Here is an 18,492-nt window from a genome sequence, read left to right on the forward strand (position 1 = left end):
AGATACATTGATTGCCTCTTCTGAAAAGGCTCGTACGGTACTTGGCTGGAAACCACAATTTGACAATATCGAAAAAATTATCGAAAGTGCCTGGGCATGGCATTCAAGCCATCCAAAAGGCTATGATGATAGAGATTAATTATAAGGAATAGAAGCTCCATATGGTCATAAACTACCATTTGGAGTTTTTTCTAGACACCATAGCTAATCTTTGCAATTTTATCTTATATCCTTTAAGATAATTCTGTTACAACTTGAAAAGGAGAACAGGATGGAAACATATACACTTTCAAATGGCGTTACGATTCCTAAAATTGGTTTTGGGACTTGGCAGATTCCAGAAGGGGAAGAAGCTTATAACAGTGTTAGTTTCGCACTTAAGGCGGGTTACACACATATTGATACAGCACAAATCTACGGTAACGAGGTTTCTGTAGGTAAGGCGATTGCTGATAGTGATGTGGCGCGTGAGGATATTTTCTTAACTACAAAACTTTGGAATGACAAGCACGATTACGATTTGGCTAAGGACTCTATCGACGAATCTCTCGAAAGATTAGGTGTGGATTATTTGGATCTTTTGCTCATCCACTGGCCAAATCCAAAGGCTCTTCGTGAGAATGATGCTTGGAAGGCTGGCAATGCAGGTGCTTGGAAGGCAATGGAAGAAGCCTACAAAGAAGGTAAGGTGCGTGCTATCGGTGTGTCTAACTTTATGCAACATCACCTTGATGCTCTCCTTGAAACGGCTGAAATTGTGCCACATGTCAATCAAATTCTTTTGGCTCCGGGTTGTGCCCAAGAAGATTTAGTTGCCTATTGCCAAGAGCGTGACATTCTTCTTGAAGCCTACAGTCCACTAGGTACTGGTAGCATTTTTGGAAATGAAGACGTTGAAGCAGTGGCTGAACGTAACGGAAAATCAGTTGCTCAAGTTGCCCTACGTTGGAGCCTTCAAAAAGGTTTCTTGCCACTACCTAAGTCAGTGACACCAAAAAATATCGAAGCCAACTTGGATATATTTGACTTTGATTTGTCAGAGGACGACATGGCAGTCTTGGATAAGATTCAAGGCATTAAAACTCAGGATGACCCCGACACAGTTAATTTTTAATAGAATTGCAAGCAACTCGTGAGGGTTGTTTTTTGCTTGTCTCTTTTGATTTGCTATTGAAACTGTCATTTTTTTATTTATAGATGGGAGTTATGTAATGGAGTCTCGAAATCTTTTGCCTCAGAACACACGTATGATGGCAAATTTACTCAGTTTTTCAGGGGGAGCTTTGGATGTCTTTTGTCATATGTATTACCATAGTTTGGTTGCCACTCAGACAGGGAATATTCTCCTGTTAGTTGCTGACTGGCGTAGTAGTAACATGTACCATAACATGTTGCGATGCTTTTCCATCCTTTTCTTTTCCTTAGGTTTTCTTTTTGGCATGTGGTTTAAAGATCATCGTAAGAATGCCTACTGGCGTGTTTATGGTTTACTTCCTCTTTGCGTAATGACTGCCATTTTACCATTCTTGACGCCGAATGCTCTATTAGAGCTTCCGATTATTGCTTTTTCTGCAGGTATCATGATGAAGACTTTTATCGGCAGTCAGATTGAAAATCATCCCTTTGTGATTTTTATGACTTCAGGCAATTATCGAAGGATGCTGACGGCACTTTACTATGTTATTGAGGGGAGCGGAGTTCAGAAAGAATATCGTCGCCAGGCGGTCAATTATGGCTTTGTCGTAGTTAGTTTTGTGGTTGGTGCAGTTGTATCAGCTCTTCTGATGCATTTTATTCATATTAAGTCAATCTGGCTAATCACGATTAGCTTGATTACGATTATGGTTTACTATTCATCAGAAGTGAAACGTCTGGGACTCAAGAAAACCAATCTTTAAGCACTTTTGTAGCAATTATTTTTGATAAAAAATGTCTTGTGTTATAATTTTGATTATATTAATTTCGTCTAATGTTAAAAAGGAGACATAAGATGCCTGTAGTAAGTAATGATTTTTCAGATATCGTTTATAACCGTCGTTCCATTCGTAACTTTGATCCATCTGTTAAGATTCCGCGAGAAGAACTGTTGGAAATCCTAGATAAGACTGTTACAGCACCATCATCAGTCAACATGCAACCTTGGCGCTTTGTCGTCGTTGATAGCGAAGAGGGCAAGGAAAAATTGACACCTTTCGTTAGCTTCAATGGGGTGCAAAATGAAACGTCATCAGCCATGGTCCTTATTTTTGCCGATTTGAAGAGCCAAGAAAGAGCTGAAGAAATCTATGGTAAGGCCGTTGCACAAGGAAAAATGCCTGAAGAGGTCAAGGAGAAGCAACTATCAAGCATTGTACCAATGTATGACAATGCTCCACGTGAAGTGATGAATGAAATTGTTCATATTGATGCTAGTCTGGCTGCCATGCAGTTGATGTTGGTCGCTCGTTCTTATGGTTACGATACTAATGCCATTGGTGGCTATAAAACATACTAAGATTAGTAGTGAAGAAATCTCCGACGGGAGAGAGTACTCACTACTTTTTCTTTGTGCTAAAGTAGAGGTGTCTTGTTAAGTCGTGGCTTCTTTTGGCGCTAGACGTCGTATATAAAACTGGCAAGACACCTGTTTTAGATGGAATTTTATCAAAGTATGTTGGACGCTAGACGTCGAGTATTGAAAATGAAATCACTAAAATAAGGAATCATTCAAGACAAAGAGGTAAACATAATGCGGACAGTTTTTGGTATCGATGTGAGTAAAGCAAGCTCAGAAGTCGCTATTCTTGTGAATGGTGAAAGGGTTCATAGCTATACTATGCCTAATGACATTATCGGATTTTCTCATCTACTGAAGGATCTAAAGACCGTGAGCAACCCCGAAATTATTTTCGAAGCTACTGGTGTCTATTCTCGCCGACTCCAGGCTTTTCTGGAAGAAAACAGCTATGACTATACACGTCTTAATCCTTTGGAAGCTAAGAAGCAACTTGATAGCTTACGAGTTCGGAAAACTGATAAGATTGACGCAGAGAAACTAGCTTCGTCACAATTTGTTTTAAATCGTAAACCAACTTACGTTCAAGAAGAAGTCTATCAAAACTTGCATGATCTTAGCCGATTCTACCAAAATCTGACAGAGGATATCGTAAGGACAAAGAATAGGCTGCACAAAGTTCTTCAAGTCGCCTTCCCAGAAATCGAGAATCTACTATCTACTCCTACAGGTGATCAATATTGGAATCTCGTGTCCATCTTCCCAACAAAGCATTGGGTGCTGGAATTATCAGAAGTTGAGTTGAAAGAGACTATCCGCAACTCAACCTCTAAACGCATTTCAGAGAACAGAGTAGGTAACTTGGCCGAGAAGTTAGTTGGACTGGCAAAGCAATCTTATTCTGCCATTTCAAAAACCTCTCCTATGATAGAAGAGGTTAAGTATAATGCACAGGAACTTATAAGGTTGACAAACCGTCGGGAACAAGTTTTACAACAGTTGATAGCGTTAGCTGAACCTCTACCTGAATATGAGATTCTTCTCTCTATTCCTGGTATCGCAGAAACAACGGCTACAAGCATTATTGGCGAATTAGGAGACATTCGTCGCTTTAAGTCTGCTAATCAAATCAACGCTTTTATCGGCATTGATCTCAAACACTATGAATCGGGAGATTTCCTAGGTCAAGAGCATATCACTAAGCGTGGGAATCCTTATGCAAGAAAAATTATGTATAAATGTATTCACAATATCGCTTCAGCTAGTCATACCAATCCTTGCCATATCGCAGATTTCTATGAGAAACGAAAAAGACAATCGCAGACAACTTCAACTAAGCCACATACGATTGCCTCTATACATCGCCTCATTAGGACAATGTACTATCTTATAATGCATAATAAACTTTACGACTATACTTTAGCCAAAAGTCATTAAAGTCGTCTATGCTTTATAATTCTAACACCTTATTTCAAAAAATACCAGATAAGGTGTCGTTTTTATATGCTCAAATGTCAGAAAAAATGGCTTGAACTATTCCTCAAAAAATTCCTTTTATGCACTTTCAGAAATAATGTTGAATCAGAAACCGTATTATACTTGACAAATGGTAGAAAAAACTAGTCTTACTAACACCAGACTGTATATATGTGCAAGATTTTTAAAGGATGAAGTTGTGTCAGTAATCTATTCAAAAGTAAAAATGTCAAATAATATTTTTGAAGCTTGTAAATTGGTAAGAAGCTTTATTAGTCTACCAATTGGTGAAATAAAAGAATAGGATTCAAAAGGGAAAAGTTTTATTAGGATATGATTATTTAGATTTAGAGGATTTAATAAAAATGGATACTCTTTTAGAAAATCTTAAAAACTTAGGTGCTTATCTATATTTATATGAGGGTGATTGTGAGGTAAATATGGAATTCCGTAGTAATACAAACGAGTCATATAAAGGCATTGCTGAGGAATAAATAATCCATTATTTGACCTGCACCACAAACAGTTAGACAGAAAAATCTAACTTTTGGGTGCAGTTTTTCGTCTTTCGTCAATTTTCACGAGATAGGTTGTCACTTAAGCGTCTCAAGCAGTTTTAAAAAATATCACTTTATCCGACTTTATTTTCATAAGACCAGATTAAAGTATGATAAAATAAAGAAAAAGAGATAAAGGAGTCAGCTATGGCAACTAAAGAAGAATGGGTGCGTCACTTTGAGGACGTCAATGGTCGTAAACCAAGTCCTGAGGAGTTTATGGAGGCTAAGAAAGAAGGCTTTGTCATCGCTTCTGAGGTACCAACTGACCAGGTGTCTGAACAGGTTGAAGCTCAGCGTGTGGGTAGTTCTGAAGCTACTGAAGAGGTGTCGGCGGACTCAGTAGCAGATAAGCAATCAGACGAAGCTCCTAAGCAAATGCCTGAGTTGAATCTGGAGAAAGAGCAAGAAAAAGAAACTCCAAAGACAAGTCAGATACCTTTGGAAAACCCTTATTACAAGCCAAAAGTAACCAAGAACAATGCTTTTGTTAATATTGCTTTGCCAATCATTATTCTAGTTTTGGGGATTCTATTTGTCATTTTGTCTTGGACACTTCCTATCGGTTTTGTCTTTACCTTCCTTGCTTTCTTCCTTATCATTTTGGCGATTGTGACTTTGGTTTTGAGTCTGAAATCGACACGCAAGGCACTATCTATTATTGCCCTAGTCATGTCAATTATCTTCTTCATGACTTCGCTTGCTGGAGCAGGTTATCAAGCGGTGAAATATGTCATGAACCATGCCGATCAGTTTGAGTCTGATCTTCGTTACAGAGCAAATAAATACATTGATAAAGATTATCAATTTGACTGGACAGAGGACCAGTTTAAGGAGTTGAAGGTTGACTCTTTGACTTTGGATGAGGTCCTAGATGCTCACGGTAAGGCTACGGATGCCGAGTGGCGTAATGAGGGTGAGACACTGACACTAGATCTTACTTATTCAAAAGAGGGAACAGGTAGTGACAACTTTGTCCATTTGACCTTTAAGTCTAAAGATGGTACTTACATCCTAGAGCATGCTTCCGCAGATTTTGGCTATGATAAAGTTAAGGAAGTTAGTGACTATCAAAGCAACTGGACAAAAGAGGATTATGATAAGCTAACGGTGGGTACGCAAGCAGACTTGCTTAAGGGAACACGTCTTTCAGATGTTGTCTCAAACCACTCTGAGGCCAGCTTTAGTACGCATGAGCTGACTCAGACTGATGAGGGAGACCTCACACAAAAAGTATCGCTTAGCTTCTACGATTATAGTCCAGACAGTGGTAAACTTAAGACAGTTCACTTAACGTTTGACTATGATAAACGTGAAAACGAGTACTTCTTGACAGACAAATCAGACGAATAAGACTATTTTTTAGTAATTCAAGCTCAGGGTTGCCTGGGCTTTTTACTATCAACAAAAGAGGATAAAATCTGGTATAATAGAATCGATTGATTTTTCAAGAAAGAAGTGTCACATATGAACATACAACAACTACGTTATGTCGTAGCCATTGCCAACAGTGGAACTTTCCGCGAGGCGGCCAGCAAGCTCTTTGTGAGTCAGCCTAGTCTTTCAGTGGCTATCAAGGATTTGGAGCAGGAGTTAAATTTTAAAATTTTCACTCGTACAACGACGGGGACTGTCTTGACCAGTCAGGGCATGACCTTTTATGAACGTGCGCTTGAGGTTGTGCGCAGTTTTGATAGTTTTGAAAATCGCTATCTTAATTCTTCTGAGAAGGGCAACCAGTTTTCGATTGCCAGTCAGCACTATGACTTTTTGCCACCTTTGATTACGACTTTTTCAGAACGTTACCCTGATTACAAGGATTTTCGTGTCTTTGAGTCTACGACCATTCAAATTTTGGATGAGGTAGCCAAGGGGCACAGTGAGATTGGAATTATCTATTTGAATCGTCAAAATAGTAAGGGCATCCAACAAAATATGGACAAGCTTGGGCTTGAGGCTATTGATTTGATTCCATTTAAGACTCATATCTATCTTCGCAAGGGCCATCCACTGGCTCATAAAGAGAGTTTAGTTATGGAGGATTTGGCGCACCTACCTACCGTACGTTTTACTCAGGAGAAGGACGAGTACCTGTACTATTCTGAAAACTTTGTGGATACATCAGATTCGTCTCTTATGTTTAACGTGACAGACCGTGCGACTTTGAACGGTATCTTGGAGCGTACGGATGCTTATGCGACGGGTTCTGGTTTCCTAGATGCTCAAAGTGTAAACGGTATTACAGTTATTCCACTTGAGGATAATTTGGATAACAAGATGGTTTATGTCCGTCGTAAGGGGATTAACTTGTCGTCTTGTGCTCTCAAGTTTGTCAATGTTATGTTTGACTACTTTGATACTTACAAACCATAGGAGGACTTATGCGTAAGGTTGTGATTCCTTTGGCTATTCTGGCCTTGATTGGTTTGGATCAGTGGGTCAAGCATTGGGTTGTGGCAAATATTGCCCTTAACCAAGTTATCAAAGCTATTCCTGGACTTTTCAGCTTGACCTATCTACAGAACCGCGGTGCTGCCTTTTCGATTTTACAGGATCAGAAATATTTCTTTGTGATTTTGACGGTTCTAGTGATCGGTGCTGCTTTGGTCTATCTGGTTAAGAATTACCAGAAGAGTCTTTGGTTGGTTCTATCTTTGATTTTGATTATCTCAGGTGGTATTGGCAACTTTATCGACCGTCTGCACTTGGGTTACGTGGTTGATATGGTTCAGCTTGATTTTATCGATTTTGCAATATTTAACGTGGCAGACTCCTATCTAACGGTGGGCGTGCTGCTCTTGATTTTAATCTTATGGAAAGAGGAAAATGGAAGTCATCATTAAAGAGGCGGGAAACCGTCTGGACAAGTCTTTGGCCGATTTGACAGAATTGTCACGCAGTCAGGCTAATGAAGCGATTAAGGCTGGAATAGTATTAGTTAATGGTAAGTCAGCCAAGGCTAAGTATGCGGTTAAAGAGGGTGATGTCATCACCTATGTATTGCCTGAAGAAGAGGTCTTGGAATACAAGGCTGAAGATATTCCTTTGGATATTATCTACGAGGATGCGGATGTGGCAGTGGTCAACAAACCTCAAGGTATGGTGGTCCATCCATCAGCTGGCCACACGTCTGGCACCTTGGTCAATGCTCTTATGTATCATGTCAAGGACCTTTCGTCTATCAATGGTGTGGTTCGCCCTGGGATTGTTCACCGTATCGATAAGGATACGTCTGGCCTTCTTATGATTGCTAAGAACGATAAGGCCCACAATGCTTTGGCAGCTGAGCTTAAGGATAAGAAGTCGCTTCGCAAGTATGTGGCTATCGTGCATGGCAATTTGCCTAACGATAGAGGTGTGATTGAGGCTCCGATTGGGCGTTCGGACAAAGACCGTAAGAAACAGGCAGTAACAGCTAAAGGAAAACCTGCAGTAACACGCTTCACCGTTCTTGAACGTTTTGGCAACTATACGTTGGTAGAGTTGCAACTAGAAACAGGTCGTACTCACCAGATTCGTGTGCACATGGCTTATATTGGTCATCCGGTGGCGGGAGATCCTCTTTATGGGCCACGCAAGACCCTCAAGGGCCATGGCCAATTTCTACATGCCAAGACTCTTGGTTTCACACATCCTACGACTGGAGAATTGGTCGAATTTACAGCGGAAGAACCTGCTATTTTCAAGAAAACCTTGGAGAAGTTGAGAGAAGCTTAACAGTTATCAAACGGATAGTCTTTCTTGGGAGAGGCGTCCGTTTTTTTCTTGTAAAAGAGTCTGAAATTTGCTATAATTTACCTAATTAAATAAGTCCTTTAATCACTGTCCAGAGAGGCAGGCAAGGAGCCATGAGAAGCGCGCGGTTGAACTGTGCCATGTTTTTGTGTATCTCCTTGTTTCAAGGGGATTTTTTGTATTTAGAAAGGTTCTTTTTATGAAGAAAAAAGAGATCGTCGATGACGTAACCATGAAACGTGCCATTACACGTATCACTTATGAGATTATTGAGCGTAACAAAAATCTCGACAAGATTGTCTTGGCTGGTATTAAGACACGTGGTGTTTATATTGCCCAGCGTATCCAAGAGCGCTTGAAACAGTTGGAAAACCTTGATGTACCATTGATTGAGCTTGACACTAAGGCTTACCGTGATGATGTTAAATCTGAACAGGACACATCCCTTATTCCTATCGAAATTGATGGTACGGATGTTATCCTTGTAGATGATGTGCTTTACACAGGTCGTACTATCCGTGCAGCTATTGATAATATCGTTAGCCATGGGCGTCCGGCGCGTGTTGGTTTGGCTGTCTTGGTTGATCGTGGTCACCGTGAATTGCCAATCCGTGCGGACTATGTTGGTAAAAATATCCCAACTAGTGAGTCAGAAGAAATCGAAGTTTTGGTGACAGAAGTTGATGGTAAGGATAGTGTCAACATTATCGATCCAAGCTAAGTTGACTGACGGATAGGGTGAAACGCCCTTTGTATCTTGTTAAATGAACACGCCCTAAGCCTTGTGCAAAAAAGATCAATATTCTTAGGAGCTGGCGCTCCGTCATCATATTTCCTATCTTTGCTTTAGGCCTTATACGGGCGTTGTATCTTACTTAACTGAACACGGGACTCATTTCTTAGGAAAAAAGATAAGTCTCCTAGCACAATTTGGAGTGCGTTGTCGACTTCGATTTTTCTACAGAAATGTTTGGCTTAGCCAAAACGTCCCTTTGTATCTTATTAATTGAACACGGTCTAAGAGCTGTGTAAAATAGATAAATCTTCCTAGAAGCTAAAGCTTCTGCGTCAGATTTCCTAATTTTACTTTGCTCTTTATACGCCCTTTGTATCTTAATTTTAAGGAGTACTTTGATATCGTGAATAACGTAAAATATGATGTGAATGATATGCCCAAAGCTGGTTTATTGGTGGGTTTGTCATTCCAGCACTTGTTTGCAATGTTTGGTGCGACGGTTCTTGTACCGATTTTGGTAGGGATTGATCCCGCTATTGCTCTTTTCTCATCTGGTTTGGGAACTTTGGCTCACTTGACGGTGACTAAGTACAAGATTCCAGCTTACATGGGGTCTAGTTTTGCCTATATTGCGGCTATGCAGATGCTTATGAAGACTGACGGTATCGCAGCGGTGGCTCAAGGTGCCATGGCTGGAGGTTTGGTCTACTTGATTGTTGCCTTGGTTGTTAAGTATGCGGGAAATGCTTGGATTGATAGAGTCCTACCGCCAATTGTGGTTGGTCCAATTATCATCGTCATCGGTTTGAGTCTTGCGGCTAATGCTGTCAAGGATGCGACAATGGTTAATGATACCTATAGTATCTTTAGTCTTGTGATTTCTATGGTAACTCTCTTTGCCGTCATCCTCTTTAACATGTATGGTAAGAAAATCATCGGTGTTATCCCAATTTTACTTGGTTTAATCGTGGGTTACATTTTCTCAGTGGTTCTTGGTTGGTTGACGGGACATGAGTTTGTTCAATTTTCAAAAGTTGCGGCTGCTCATTGGTTCCAAGTTCCAAGTTTTGACATTCCGTTTGTGAATTATGACTTCAAACTCTATCCAAGTGCGATTTTGACCATGGCTCCGATTGCCTTTGTGACAATGACTGAACACTTTGGGCATGTTATGGTTTTGAATAGTTTAACTGGACGTGATTACTTTAAAGATCCAGGTCTTGATCGTACTCTAACTGGTGATGGTTTGGCACAGATTATCGCTGGTTTCTTTGGAGCTCCACCAGTAACTTCTTATGGTGAAAATATTGGGGTTATGGCCCTTAGTAAGGTATACTCAGTTTACGTTATTGCGGGTGCAGCGGTGATTGCGGTCTTGATGAGTTTTATCGGTAAGGTGTCTGCTCTCTTGAGTTCAATACCAACAGCTGTTTTGGGTGGAATTTCAATTGCCCTCTTTGGGGTTATCGCTGCTAGCGGTTTGAAAATTTTAGTTGAACATAAGATTGATTTTGATAATAAAAAGAATCTCTTGATTGCTAGCGTTATCTTGGTATCTGGTATCGGTGGTTTGATGATTGACCTTGGTGGTCTCCAAATCACGGGTGTGGCAACCTCAACCATTCTTGGAATATTGCTTTACCAAATCTTGCCAGATCCTAACAAAGGTAGCAAGGACTAATCAATCATTAAAAAAGGAAAAACTATGGCGATTGCAGATGGAAAAGTGTCACTAAAACATTTGGTGACTATGGAAACCCTCACGAATGAAGAGGTTTTGGGCCTGATTCGTCGAGGTGGAGATTTTAAAAACGGCAGAGCTGATTTCCAGCTGGATCGACAGTATTTCGCTGCCAATCTCTTTTTTGAAAATTCAACACGAACACACAAGTCCTTTGAAGTGGCCGAGAAAAAACTAGGCTTGGATGTGATTGAGTTCGATGCTGGGACTAGCTCGGTGAATAAGGGTGAGACCCTCTATGATACCATTTTGACCATGTCTGCCTTGGGCGTTGACATCTGTGTGGTTCGCCACTCGGAAGTCGATTACTACAAGCAGTTGATTGATAGTAGGACTATTCAGACCTCTATTGTTAATGGCGGTGATGGTTCAGGGCAACACCCAAGTCAGTGTTTGCTTGACTTGATGACCATTTACGAAGAGTTCGGAACCTTTAAAAATCTTAAGATTTGTATTGCAGGTGATATTACGCATTCGCGTGTCGCTAAGTCCAATATGCAGATTCTCAAGCGTTTGGGTGCTCAGCTTTATTTTGCTGGTCCTGCAGAGTGGTATTCGAATGAGTTCGATGTCTATGGTCAGCATGTGGCTATTGACGACGTCATTGAGGGCTTGGATGTACTCATGTTGCTTCGTGTTCAGCACGAACGTCATGGGGACGATAAAGGATTTTCAAAAGAAGACTACCATGCTCTCTATGGTTTGACTGAAGAACGTTATGCCAAGTTATCTGATCAGGCGATTATCATGCACCCTGCTCCGGTTAATCGTGATGTGGAGATTGCTGATAGCCTGGTTGAGGCGCCTAAGGCTCGTATCGTTGCTCAGATGCAAAACGGGGTCTTTGTCCGTATGGCAATTATTGAAGCTATTTTAAATGGCAAAGCGTAAACTACGTTAACCGATTCCTGAGAGAATCAGACGAAAAAGAACATGGGCTAAATCTTTGAAAAGAGACAAATCTTCCTAGAGGCTAGAGCTTCTTTGTTAGATTTGATTTTCATTCAAATGTTTAACGCCCTTTGTATCTTAGTGAAAGGAACAATTTAGTATAATGGCAAAACGTTTACTTATTTTGGAAGACGGCACTATTTTTGAAGGTCAGGCCTTCGGTGCTGATGTGGATGTGACGGGTGAAATCGTCTTTAATACTGGTATGACAGGTTATCAAGAATCTATCACAGACCAGTCTTACAATGGTCAAATTTTGACTTTTACTTATCCACTTGTTGGTAACTACGGCGTTAACCGTGACGACTATGAGTCAATTAAGCCAACGACCAAGGGTGTCGTTGTGTCAGAGGCTAGCCGTCGTGCTAGCAATTGGCGTAACCAAATGACCTTGGATGAGTTTTTGAAAGCTAAAAACATCCCGGGTGTTTCTGGTATTGATACACGTGCTTTGACTAAGATTATCCGTCAACATGGTACCATGAAGGCGACTTTGGCTAATCCTGGAGACAGCATTGGGCACTTGCAAGATCAATTGCGTGCCACTGTTTTGCCAACGAACAATATTGAGCAGGTATCGACTAAGACAGCCTACCCAGCACCTGGTGTTGGTAAAAATATCGTTTTGGTTGACTTTGGTCTCAAGCACTCTATCTTGCGTGAGTTTTCAAAACGTGACTGTAACGTGACTGTTGTGCCACATGATATCACTGCTGAAGAAATTCTCCATCTTAATCCAGATGGTGTGATGTTGTCGAACGGTCCAGGTAACCCTGAAGATGTACCGTATTCACTTGATATGATTCGTGGCATTCAAGGCAAAATTCCAATTTTTGGTATTTGTATGGGTCACCAGTTGTTTAGTTTGGCGAATGGTGCCAAGGCCTACAAGATGAAGTTTGGTCACCGTGGATTTAACCATGCGGTTCGTGAAATTGCGACTGGTCGTGTTGATTTCACCAGCCAAAACCATGGTTATGCCATTGACCGTGACACTCTTCCAGAGTGCCTCATGGTAACGCACGAAGAAATTAACGATAAATCAGTTGAAGGTGTTCGTCACCGTGACTTCCCTGCATTCTCAGTGCAATTCCACCCAGATGCAGCACCTGGTCCACACGATGCTAGTTATCTCTTCGATGAGTTCTTAGAATTGATTGATGCTTTCCAAGCTGAAAAAGCACGTCATTAATTGCAACTGTCTAGTGACTATAGTGGGGTGTAACTCCTGTTTGCCCCAGTCTACTACCTTATTTAATGACAACCAGAGAGTTGTCAAATAGAAAGGAGAAGATACAGGTTCACGGAAGTGAACACGCCCTAAGGACTGTGTAAAAAAGATAAACGGTGACTAGACGCTTAGGCGTCGTCGTCACGTTCCCTATTTTCACTGGGTCCTTAACGGGCTTTGTATCATAAATTATGCCTAAACGTTCTGATATTAAAAAAATCATGGTTATCGGGTCTGGTCCTATCATTATTGGTCAGGCTGCTGAGTTCGACTACGCTGGTACGCAAGCTTGCTTGGCTTTGAAAGAAGAAGGTTACAGTGTTGTCCTTGTTAACTCTAACCCTGCGACAATCATGACTGATAAAGAAATCGCAGATAAGGTTTATATTGAACCAATTACGCTTGAATTTGTCACACGTATTCTTCGTAAAGAGCGTCCAGATGCCCTCTTGCCAACACTTGGTGGACAAACTGGTTTGAACATGGCAATGGAATTGTCAAAAGCTGGTATTCTTGAAGAGCTTGGAGTAGAGCTTTTGGGAACAAAATTGTCTGCCATTGACCAAGCCGAAGACCGTGACCTCTTCAAACAATTGATGGAAGATTTGAAACAACCAATTCCAGAATCAGAAATTGTAAATACGGTTGAAGAAGCAGTTGCCTTTGCGACAGAAATTGGTTACCCAGTTATCGTGCGTCCTGCCTTTACCCTTGGTGGTACTGGTGGTGGTATGTGTGCCAACGAAGAAGAACTTCGCGAAATCGCTGAAAATGGATTGAAATTGTCACCAGTAACACAATGTTTGATTGAACGTTCAATCGCTGGTTTCAAGGAAATCGAATACGAAGTTATGCGTGATGCCGCAGACAATGCTCTTGTGGTATGTAACATGGAAAACTTTGACCCAGTTGGGATTCACACAGGGGACTCAATCGTATTTGCTCCAACGCAAACCTTGTCAGATATTGAAAACCAAATGCTTCGTGATGCCAGCTTGAAGATTATTCGTGCCCTTAAAATTGAGGGTGGATGTAACGTACAGTTGGCGCTTGACCCTAATAGCTTCAAGTACTATGTTATTGAAGTAAACCCTCGTGTATCACGTTCATCAGCCCTTGCCTCAAAAGCAACTGGTTATCCGATTGCCAAATTGGCAGCTAAGATTGCTGTTGGTCTGACACTTGATGAAATGATTAACCCAGTCACTGGTACAACCTATGCCATGTTTGAACCAGCTCTTGACTATGTGGTTGCTAAGATTCCACGTTTCCCATTTGATAAATTTGAACACGGTGAACGTCGTCTTGGTACTCAGATGAAAGCAACTGGTGAAGTTATGGCTATCGGTCGTAACATCGAAGAGTCACTTCTTAAAGCCTGCCGTTCACTTGAAATCGGTGTTTACCACAATGAGATGTCTGAACTTGCGGACGTCACAGACGATGCTTTGGTTGAAAAGATTGTCAAAGCTCAAGACGACCGTCTCTTCTACCTTTCTGAAGCCATCCGTCGTGGTTACACTATTGAAGAATTGTCAGAGTTGACTAAGATTGATATCTTCTTCCTCGACAAATTGCTCCATATCTTCGAATTGGAACAAGAATTGGCTACTCACGTAGGCGATGTTGATGTTCTGAAAGAAGCTAAGCGTAACGGTTTCTCTGATCGTAAGATTGCTGATCTTTGGAATCAAACAGCCGACCAAGTACGTGCAACACGTTTGGAAAATAACATTGTTCCTGTTTACAAGATGGTTGATACCTGTGCGGCTGAGTTCGAGTCATCAACACCATATTTCTACTCAACTTACGAGTGGGAAAATGAATCAATCAAATCTGATAAAGAATCTGTCATCGTTCTTGGTTCAGGTCCTATCCGTATCGGACAAGGGGTTGAGTTCGACTATGCGACAGTTCACTCTGTAAAAGCCATCCAGGCTGCAGGTTACGAAGCTATCATCATGAACTCTAACCCTGAGACGGTTTCAACAGACTTCTCAGTTTCAGATAAACTTTACTTCGAACCATTGACCTTCGAAGACGTGATGAACGTTATCGAATTGGAACAACCTAAGGGTGTCGTGGTTCAGTTTGGTGGTCAAACAGCCATCAACTTGGCAGAGCCATTGTCTAAAGCTGGTGTGAAAATCTTGGGTACACAGGTTGCTGACCTTGACCGTGCCGAAGACCGTGACCTTTTTGAACAAGCCCTTAAAGACCTCGATATCCCACAACCACCAGGACAAACAGCGACAAATGAAGAAGAAGCGGTTGAAGCAGCTCGTAAGATTGGCTTCCCAGTTCTTGTTCGTCCATCATACGTTTTGGGTGGACGTGCCATGGAAATCGTTGAAAATGAAGATGACCTTCGTTCTTACATGCGTACAGCCGTTAAGGCAAGTCCAGACCACCCAGTCCTTGTTGATAGCTATATCATTGGACGTGAGTGTGAAGTGGATGCTATCTCTGATGGTAAGGATGTCTTGATTCCAGGCATTATGGAACACATCGAACGTGCAGGGGTTCACTCAGGGGACTCAATGGCGGTTTACCCCCCACAAACTCTTTCTAAGAAAATTCAAGAGACTATCGCTGATTACACTAAACGCTTGGCTATCGGTCTTAACTGTATCGGTATGATGAACATCCAGTTTGTTATCAAGGACGAAACGGTCTATGTTATCGAGGTTAACCCACGTGCCAGTCGTACGGTACCATTCTTGTCTAAGGTGACTGATATCCCAATGGCTCAAGTTGCTACAAACTTGATTCTTGGTAAATCATTGGCTGAGCAAGGTTACAAAGATGGTCTATACCCAGAAAGCAGCCATGTCCATGTCAAAGCACCAGTCTTCTCATTCACAAAATTGGCTAAGGTAGATAGCCTCCTTGGACCTGAAATGAAATCAACTGGTGAAGTTATGGGGACAGATGCGACTCTTGAAAAAGCCCTCTATAAAGCCTTTGAAGCTTCTTACCTCCACTTGCCAACCTTTGGTAACGTTATCTTCACTATTCATGATGATACTAAAGAGGAAGCCCTTGACTTGGCCCGTCGCTTCGATGCTATCGGTTATGGTATCTACGCCACTGAAGGAACAGCCAAGTTCTTGAATGAACACGGAGTTCACGCAACCCTTGTTAACAAATTGGGCGAAAATGACGACAATGACATTCCAGCCCTTGTTCGTACTGGTAAAGCGCAAGCTATTATCAATACGGTTGGTAACAAACGTACTTATGACGAAGATGGAGCAGCTATCCGTAGCTCAGCTATTGAAGCTGGAATTCCACTCTTCACAGCGCTTGATACAGCAGATGCTATGGTGCGTGTGCTTGAAAGCCGTAGCTTTACAACAGAAGCTATCTAAATATGATATTGAGTCTCAGCCTTGCTGGGGCTTTTTTCTTACACAAATGTAAGCTCAAAAATTAAAATGAAAGCTAAGACGATGGTTTTGTTTCCGAAGATTCTGCTATACTAGTAGCATGATTATTACCACATCTTTACGTGAAAACGAGGCCTTGATTGCACGTGCCCAAGAACTAGCTTACGAGCTAGGAGCTGACTACCAGCCTCGTCGCAAGTTATCCTTGGCAAAATGTTTAGAGCGATTTGGAGCTTTTTATCTTCTATATGAAGATAGATTGTCTTTTGTTAATGTGAATGGTAGTGAGTTGTCCTTTCATCCAGATACGGCGGTTCTTCGCATTAAGGCTCCGCATGATGCTTTAATTAGTCTTTTGGGGCAGTCTCCCAAGTCTATTCTTGATACGACCATGGGGCTGGCTTCAGATAGTCTAGTGATGACAGCAGTGGGAAATAGGGTGACAGCCCTTGAGAGTCAAGAGGTGATTTTTCAGGTGGTTTCTCGTGGTCTAGCAACTTACCAGACAGATGACAAGCGGCTTGAAAAAGCGATGCGGTCTATTAAGGCTATTAAGAGCGATAGCTTATCCTTTTTGAAATCCCAGGCTGATCACTCTTTTGATATCATCTATGCCGATCCTATGTTTTCAGAGACTATCAAGGAATCGGAAAATCTACAAGCTATCAAACCTCTAGCTAATGGCAGTCGTCTGACAGAAGAATGGCTCGATGAGGCTAAACGTGTCGCACGAGAAAAAATTATCATCAAGGCACATTTTCGTGACCCTATTTTTGAGGAACTAGGGTTTGAACGTCAGGTTCGTCCCAATCAAAAGTTGCACTATGGCTTTATGTATTTAAAAGGCGGTCATTGACACTGAAATTTAAAAGTATTACAATTGTATTATCTATAAAGTACAAATAGAGGAAGAGAGATTTATGCGAAAGAAAATCAGTCCAAAGTTATTTAAAAATAAAAAAAGAATTTGGATTATTGGAGGAATTGGCTTTCTTGTCATTTTGATTTTAGGTTTTAACCTTTTTGGAGGAGGGGGTCAAGATGATAAAGCGTCAGAGAGTCCCACAGCGAGTAAGGTAACAAAGGGTCAACTGGCCTCGTCTACTCTTCTAACTGGCATGGTGAAGGCTCAGTCGGAACAGTACGTTTATTTTGACAATACCATTGGACGCAATGCCACTGTGACAGTCTCTGTTGGTGAGGAAGTTAGTGTTGGTCAGCAACTGGTCCAATACGACAGCACCTCAGCCCAAGCAGCATATGATACGGCTAGTCGTGCCTATAATAAGGCAGTTCGTGACCGTAATTATTTCCAACAGTATGGAACAGCTCCTTCGGCTTCAGCACAAACAAGTAGTGATTCGGATGAGGATGATTCGACGACTACCGTTAGCCCTCAACAGCGTCAGCAAACCGAGGTAAGTAATTACCAAACCTTGCAGGACTATAATGATGCCATTGCTAATGCAGCATCAGAGCTAGAAAAGGCACAAGATGTTCTCAATCAAACAGTAATTGTTTCAGATGCTAATGGGACAGTAGTAGAAGTCGCGGACTCTGTGGACCCTGCTTCAAAAGAGAGCCAAACCCTAGTTCATGTGACAAGCGAAGGCCAATTTGAGATTCAAGGAACCTTAACAGAATATGACATTCCAAATATTTCAGTGGGGCAAAAGGTCAAGATTACTTCCAAAGTATACCCAGACCAAACTTGGACAGGGAAGGTCAGTTATGTTTCCAATTATCCTAAGCAAAATGCTAGTCAGTCAGCTAACGCTTCTGGCAACTCAGGTCAGTCAGGTTCTCAGTATGAATACAAGGTTCAATTGACCAGTCCTATCGGAAAACTGAAACAAGGTTTTAATGTCTCTCTTGAAGTGACAAAGGATGATGATGCCTTGTTGGTTCCTGTAACTGCTGTGAGCAAGAAAGGCTCTGACAATTATGTCTGGGTGTACGATGATAAGACTCAGAAAATCAAGCAAGTTAAGGTCAAACTTGGTAATGCAGATGCCAAGCAACAAGAAATTGCATCAGGGCTAAAAGAAGGTCAAAAGGTTATCACCAAGGCCGAAAAATCCTTTAAGGATGGGGAGACCCTAAAGAATGTGACGGATGCTAGGGGTAAAAAGTCCAAAGACACTAGCGGAGAAGAGGTGAAGTCAATTGACTAAGCCAGCTC

Annotated in this window: 14 protein-coding genes and 2 pseudogenes; all 16 read left to right on the top strand. The window is 41.5% G+C overall.

Annotated elements, in window-relative coordinates:
- Window positions 1–139: pseudogene (locus ADF62_RS10590) on the top strand (UDP-glucose 4-epimerase); the annotation flags it as partial.
- A 132-nt stretch (window positions 140–271) separates the two neighbouring features.
- Window positions 272–1,114, top strand: coding sequence for an aldo/keto reductase (locus ADF62_RS09355; RefSeq protein ID WP_048788659.1), 843 nt, complete (start codon window positions 272–274; stop codon window positions 1,112–1,114).
- A 97-nt stretch (window positions 1,115–1,211) separates the two neighbouring features.
- The gene (locus tag ADF62_RS09360) at window positions 1,212–1,898 is read left to right on the top strand and encodes a DUF1275 family protein (RefSeq protein ID WP_048788660.1); all 687 of its coding nucleotides are present in this window, start codon (window positions 1,212–1,214) and stop codon (window positions 1,896–1,898) included.
- Between the two features lie 92 nt (window positions 1,899–1,990).
- Window positions 1,991–2,485 (top strand): annotated as a pseudogene (locus tag ADF62_RS09365) (nitroreductase family protein); the annotation flags it as partial.
- A gap of 243 nt (window positions 2,486–2,728) precedes the next feature.
- Window positions 2,729–3,931 carry an IS110 family transposase gene (locus ADF62_RS09370; RefSeq protein ID WP_048788661.1) on the top strand — a complete coding sequence of 401 codons (1,203 nt, stop codon included), beginning with the start codon at window positions 2,729–2,731 and terminating at the stop codon, window positions 3,929–3,931.
- 743 nt (window positions 3,932–4,674) lie between these two features.
- Window positions 4,675–5,880 (top strand): CD20-like domain-containing protein, encoded by a 1,206-nt coding sequence (locus tag ADF62_RS09375; RefSeq protein WP_048788662.1) that lies wholly within the window; start codon window positions 4,675–4,677, stop codon window positions 5,878–5,880.
- A 114-nt stretch (window positions 5,881–5,994) separates the two neighbouring features.
- A complete protein-coding gene (locus tag ADF62_RS09380) occupies window positions 5,995–6,900 on the top strand; it encodes a LysR family transcriptional regulator (RefSeq protein WP_048788663.1) in 906 nt (301 codons plus the stop codon).
- 8 nt (window positions 6,901–6,908) lie between these two features.
- The gene (gene lspA, locus ADF62_RS09385; protein ID WP_048788664.1) at window positions 6,909–7,370 is read left to right on the top strand and encodes a signal peptidase II; all 462 of its coding nucleotides are present in this window, start codon (window positions 6,909–6,911) and stop codon (window positions 7,368–7,370) included.
- Window positions 7,354–8,244: an RluA family pseudouridine synthase gene (locus tag ADF62_RS09390; protein WP_048788665.1), complete on the top strand. Its 891-nt coding sequence runs from the start codon at window positions 7,354–7,356 to the stop codon at window positions 8,242–8,244. Before lspA ends, ADF62_RS09390 begins: the two co-directional genes overlap by 17 nt.
- A gap of 217 nt (window positions 8,245–8,461) precedes the next feature.
- Complete coding sequence (gene pyrR, locus ADF62_RS09395; protein WP_003095423.1) at window positions 8,462–8,983, top strand: bifunctional pyr operon transcriptional regulator/uracil phosphoribosyltransferase PyrR; 522 nt, start codon at window positions 8,462–8,464, stop codon at window positions 8,981–8,983.
- Between the two features lie 418 nt (window positions 8,984–9,401).
- Window positions 9,402–10,679 (top strand): uracil-xanthine permease family protein, encoded by a 1,278-nt coding sequence (locus ADF62_RS09400; protein WP_003095351.1) that lies wholly within the window; start codon window positions 9,402–9,404, stop codon window positions 10,677–10,679.
- 24 nt (window positions 10,680–10,703) lie between these two features.
- Window positions 10,704–11,630: an aspartate carbamoyltransferase catalytic subunit gene (locus ADF62_RS09405; RefSeq protein ID WP_003095459.1), complete on the top strand. Its 927-nt coding sequence runs from the start codon at window positions 10,704–10,706 to the stop codon at window positions 11,628–11,630.
- 163 nt (window positions 11,631–11,793) lie between these two features.
- Window positions 11,794–12,882 (top strand): carbamoyl phosphate synthase small subunit, encoded by a 1,089-nt coding sequence (locus tag ADF62_RS09410; RefSeq protein WP_003095621.1) that lies wholly within the window; start codon window positions 11,794–11,796, stop codon window positions 12,880–12,882.
- A gap of 230 nt (window positions 12,883–13,112) precedes the next feature.
- Window positions 13,113–16,292: a carbamoyl-phosphate synthase large subunit gene (gene carB, locus ADF62_RS09415; RefSeq protein ID WP_003095464.1), complete on the top strand. Its 3,180-nt coding sequence runs from the start codon at window positions 13,113–13,115 to the stop codon at window positions 16,290–16,292.
- A 118-nt stretch (window positions 16,293–16,410) separates the two neighbouring features.
- Window positions 16,411–17,166, top strand: a complete 756-nt coding sequence (locus ADF62_RS09420; protein ID WP_003095597.1) for a class I SAM-dependent methyltransferase — start codon at window positions 16,411–16,413, stop codon at window positions 17,164–17,166.
- Between the two features lie 64 nt (window positions 17,167–17,230).
- Window positions 17,231–18,484: an efflux RND transporter periplasmic adaptor subunit gene (locus ADF62_RS09425; protein WP_003097703.1), complete on the top strand. Its 1,254-nt coding sequence runs from the start codon at window positions 17,231–17,233 to the stop codon at window positions 18,482–18,484.
- The last annotated feature ends 8 nt before the right edge of the window (window positions 18,485–18,492 follow it).

Origin of the sequence: Streptococcus sp. 1004_SSPC (assembly GCF_001069025.1) — a bacterium.
In the GTDB taxonomy this organism is placed as follows: Bacteria; Bacillota; Bacilli; order Lactobacillales; family Streptococcaceae; genus Streptococcus; species Streptococcus vestibularis.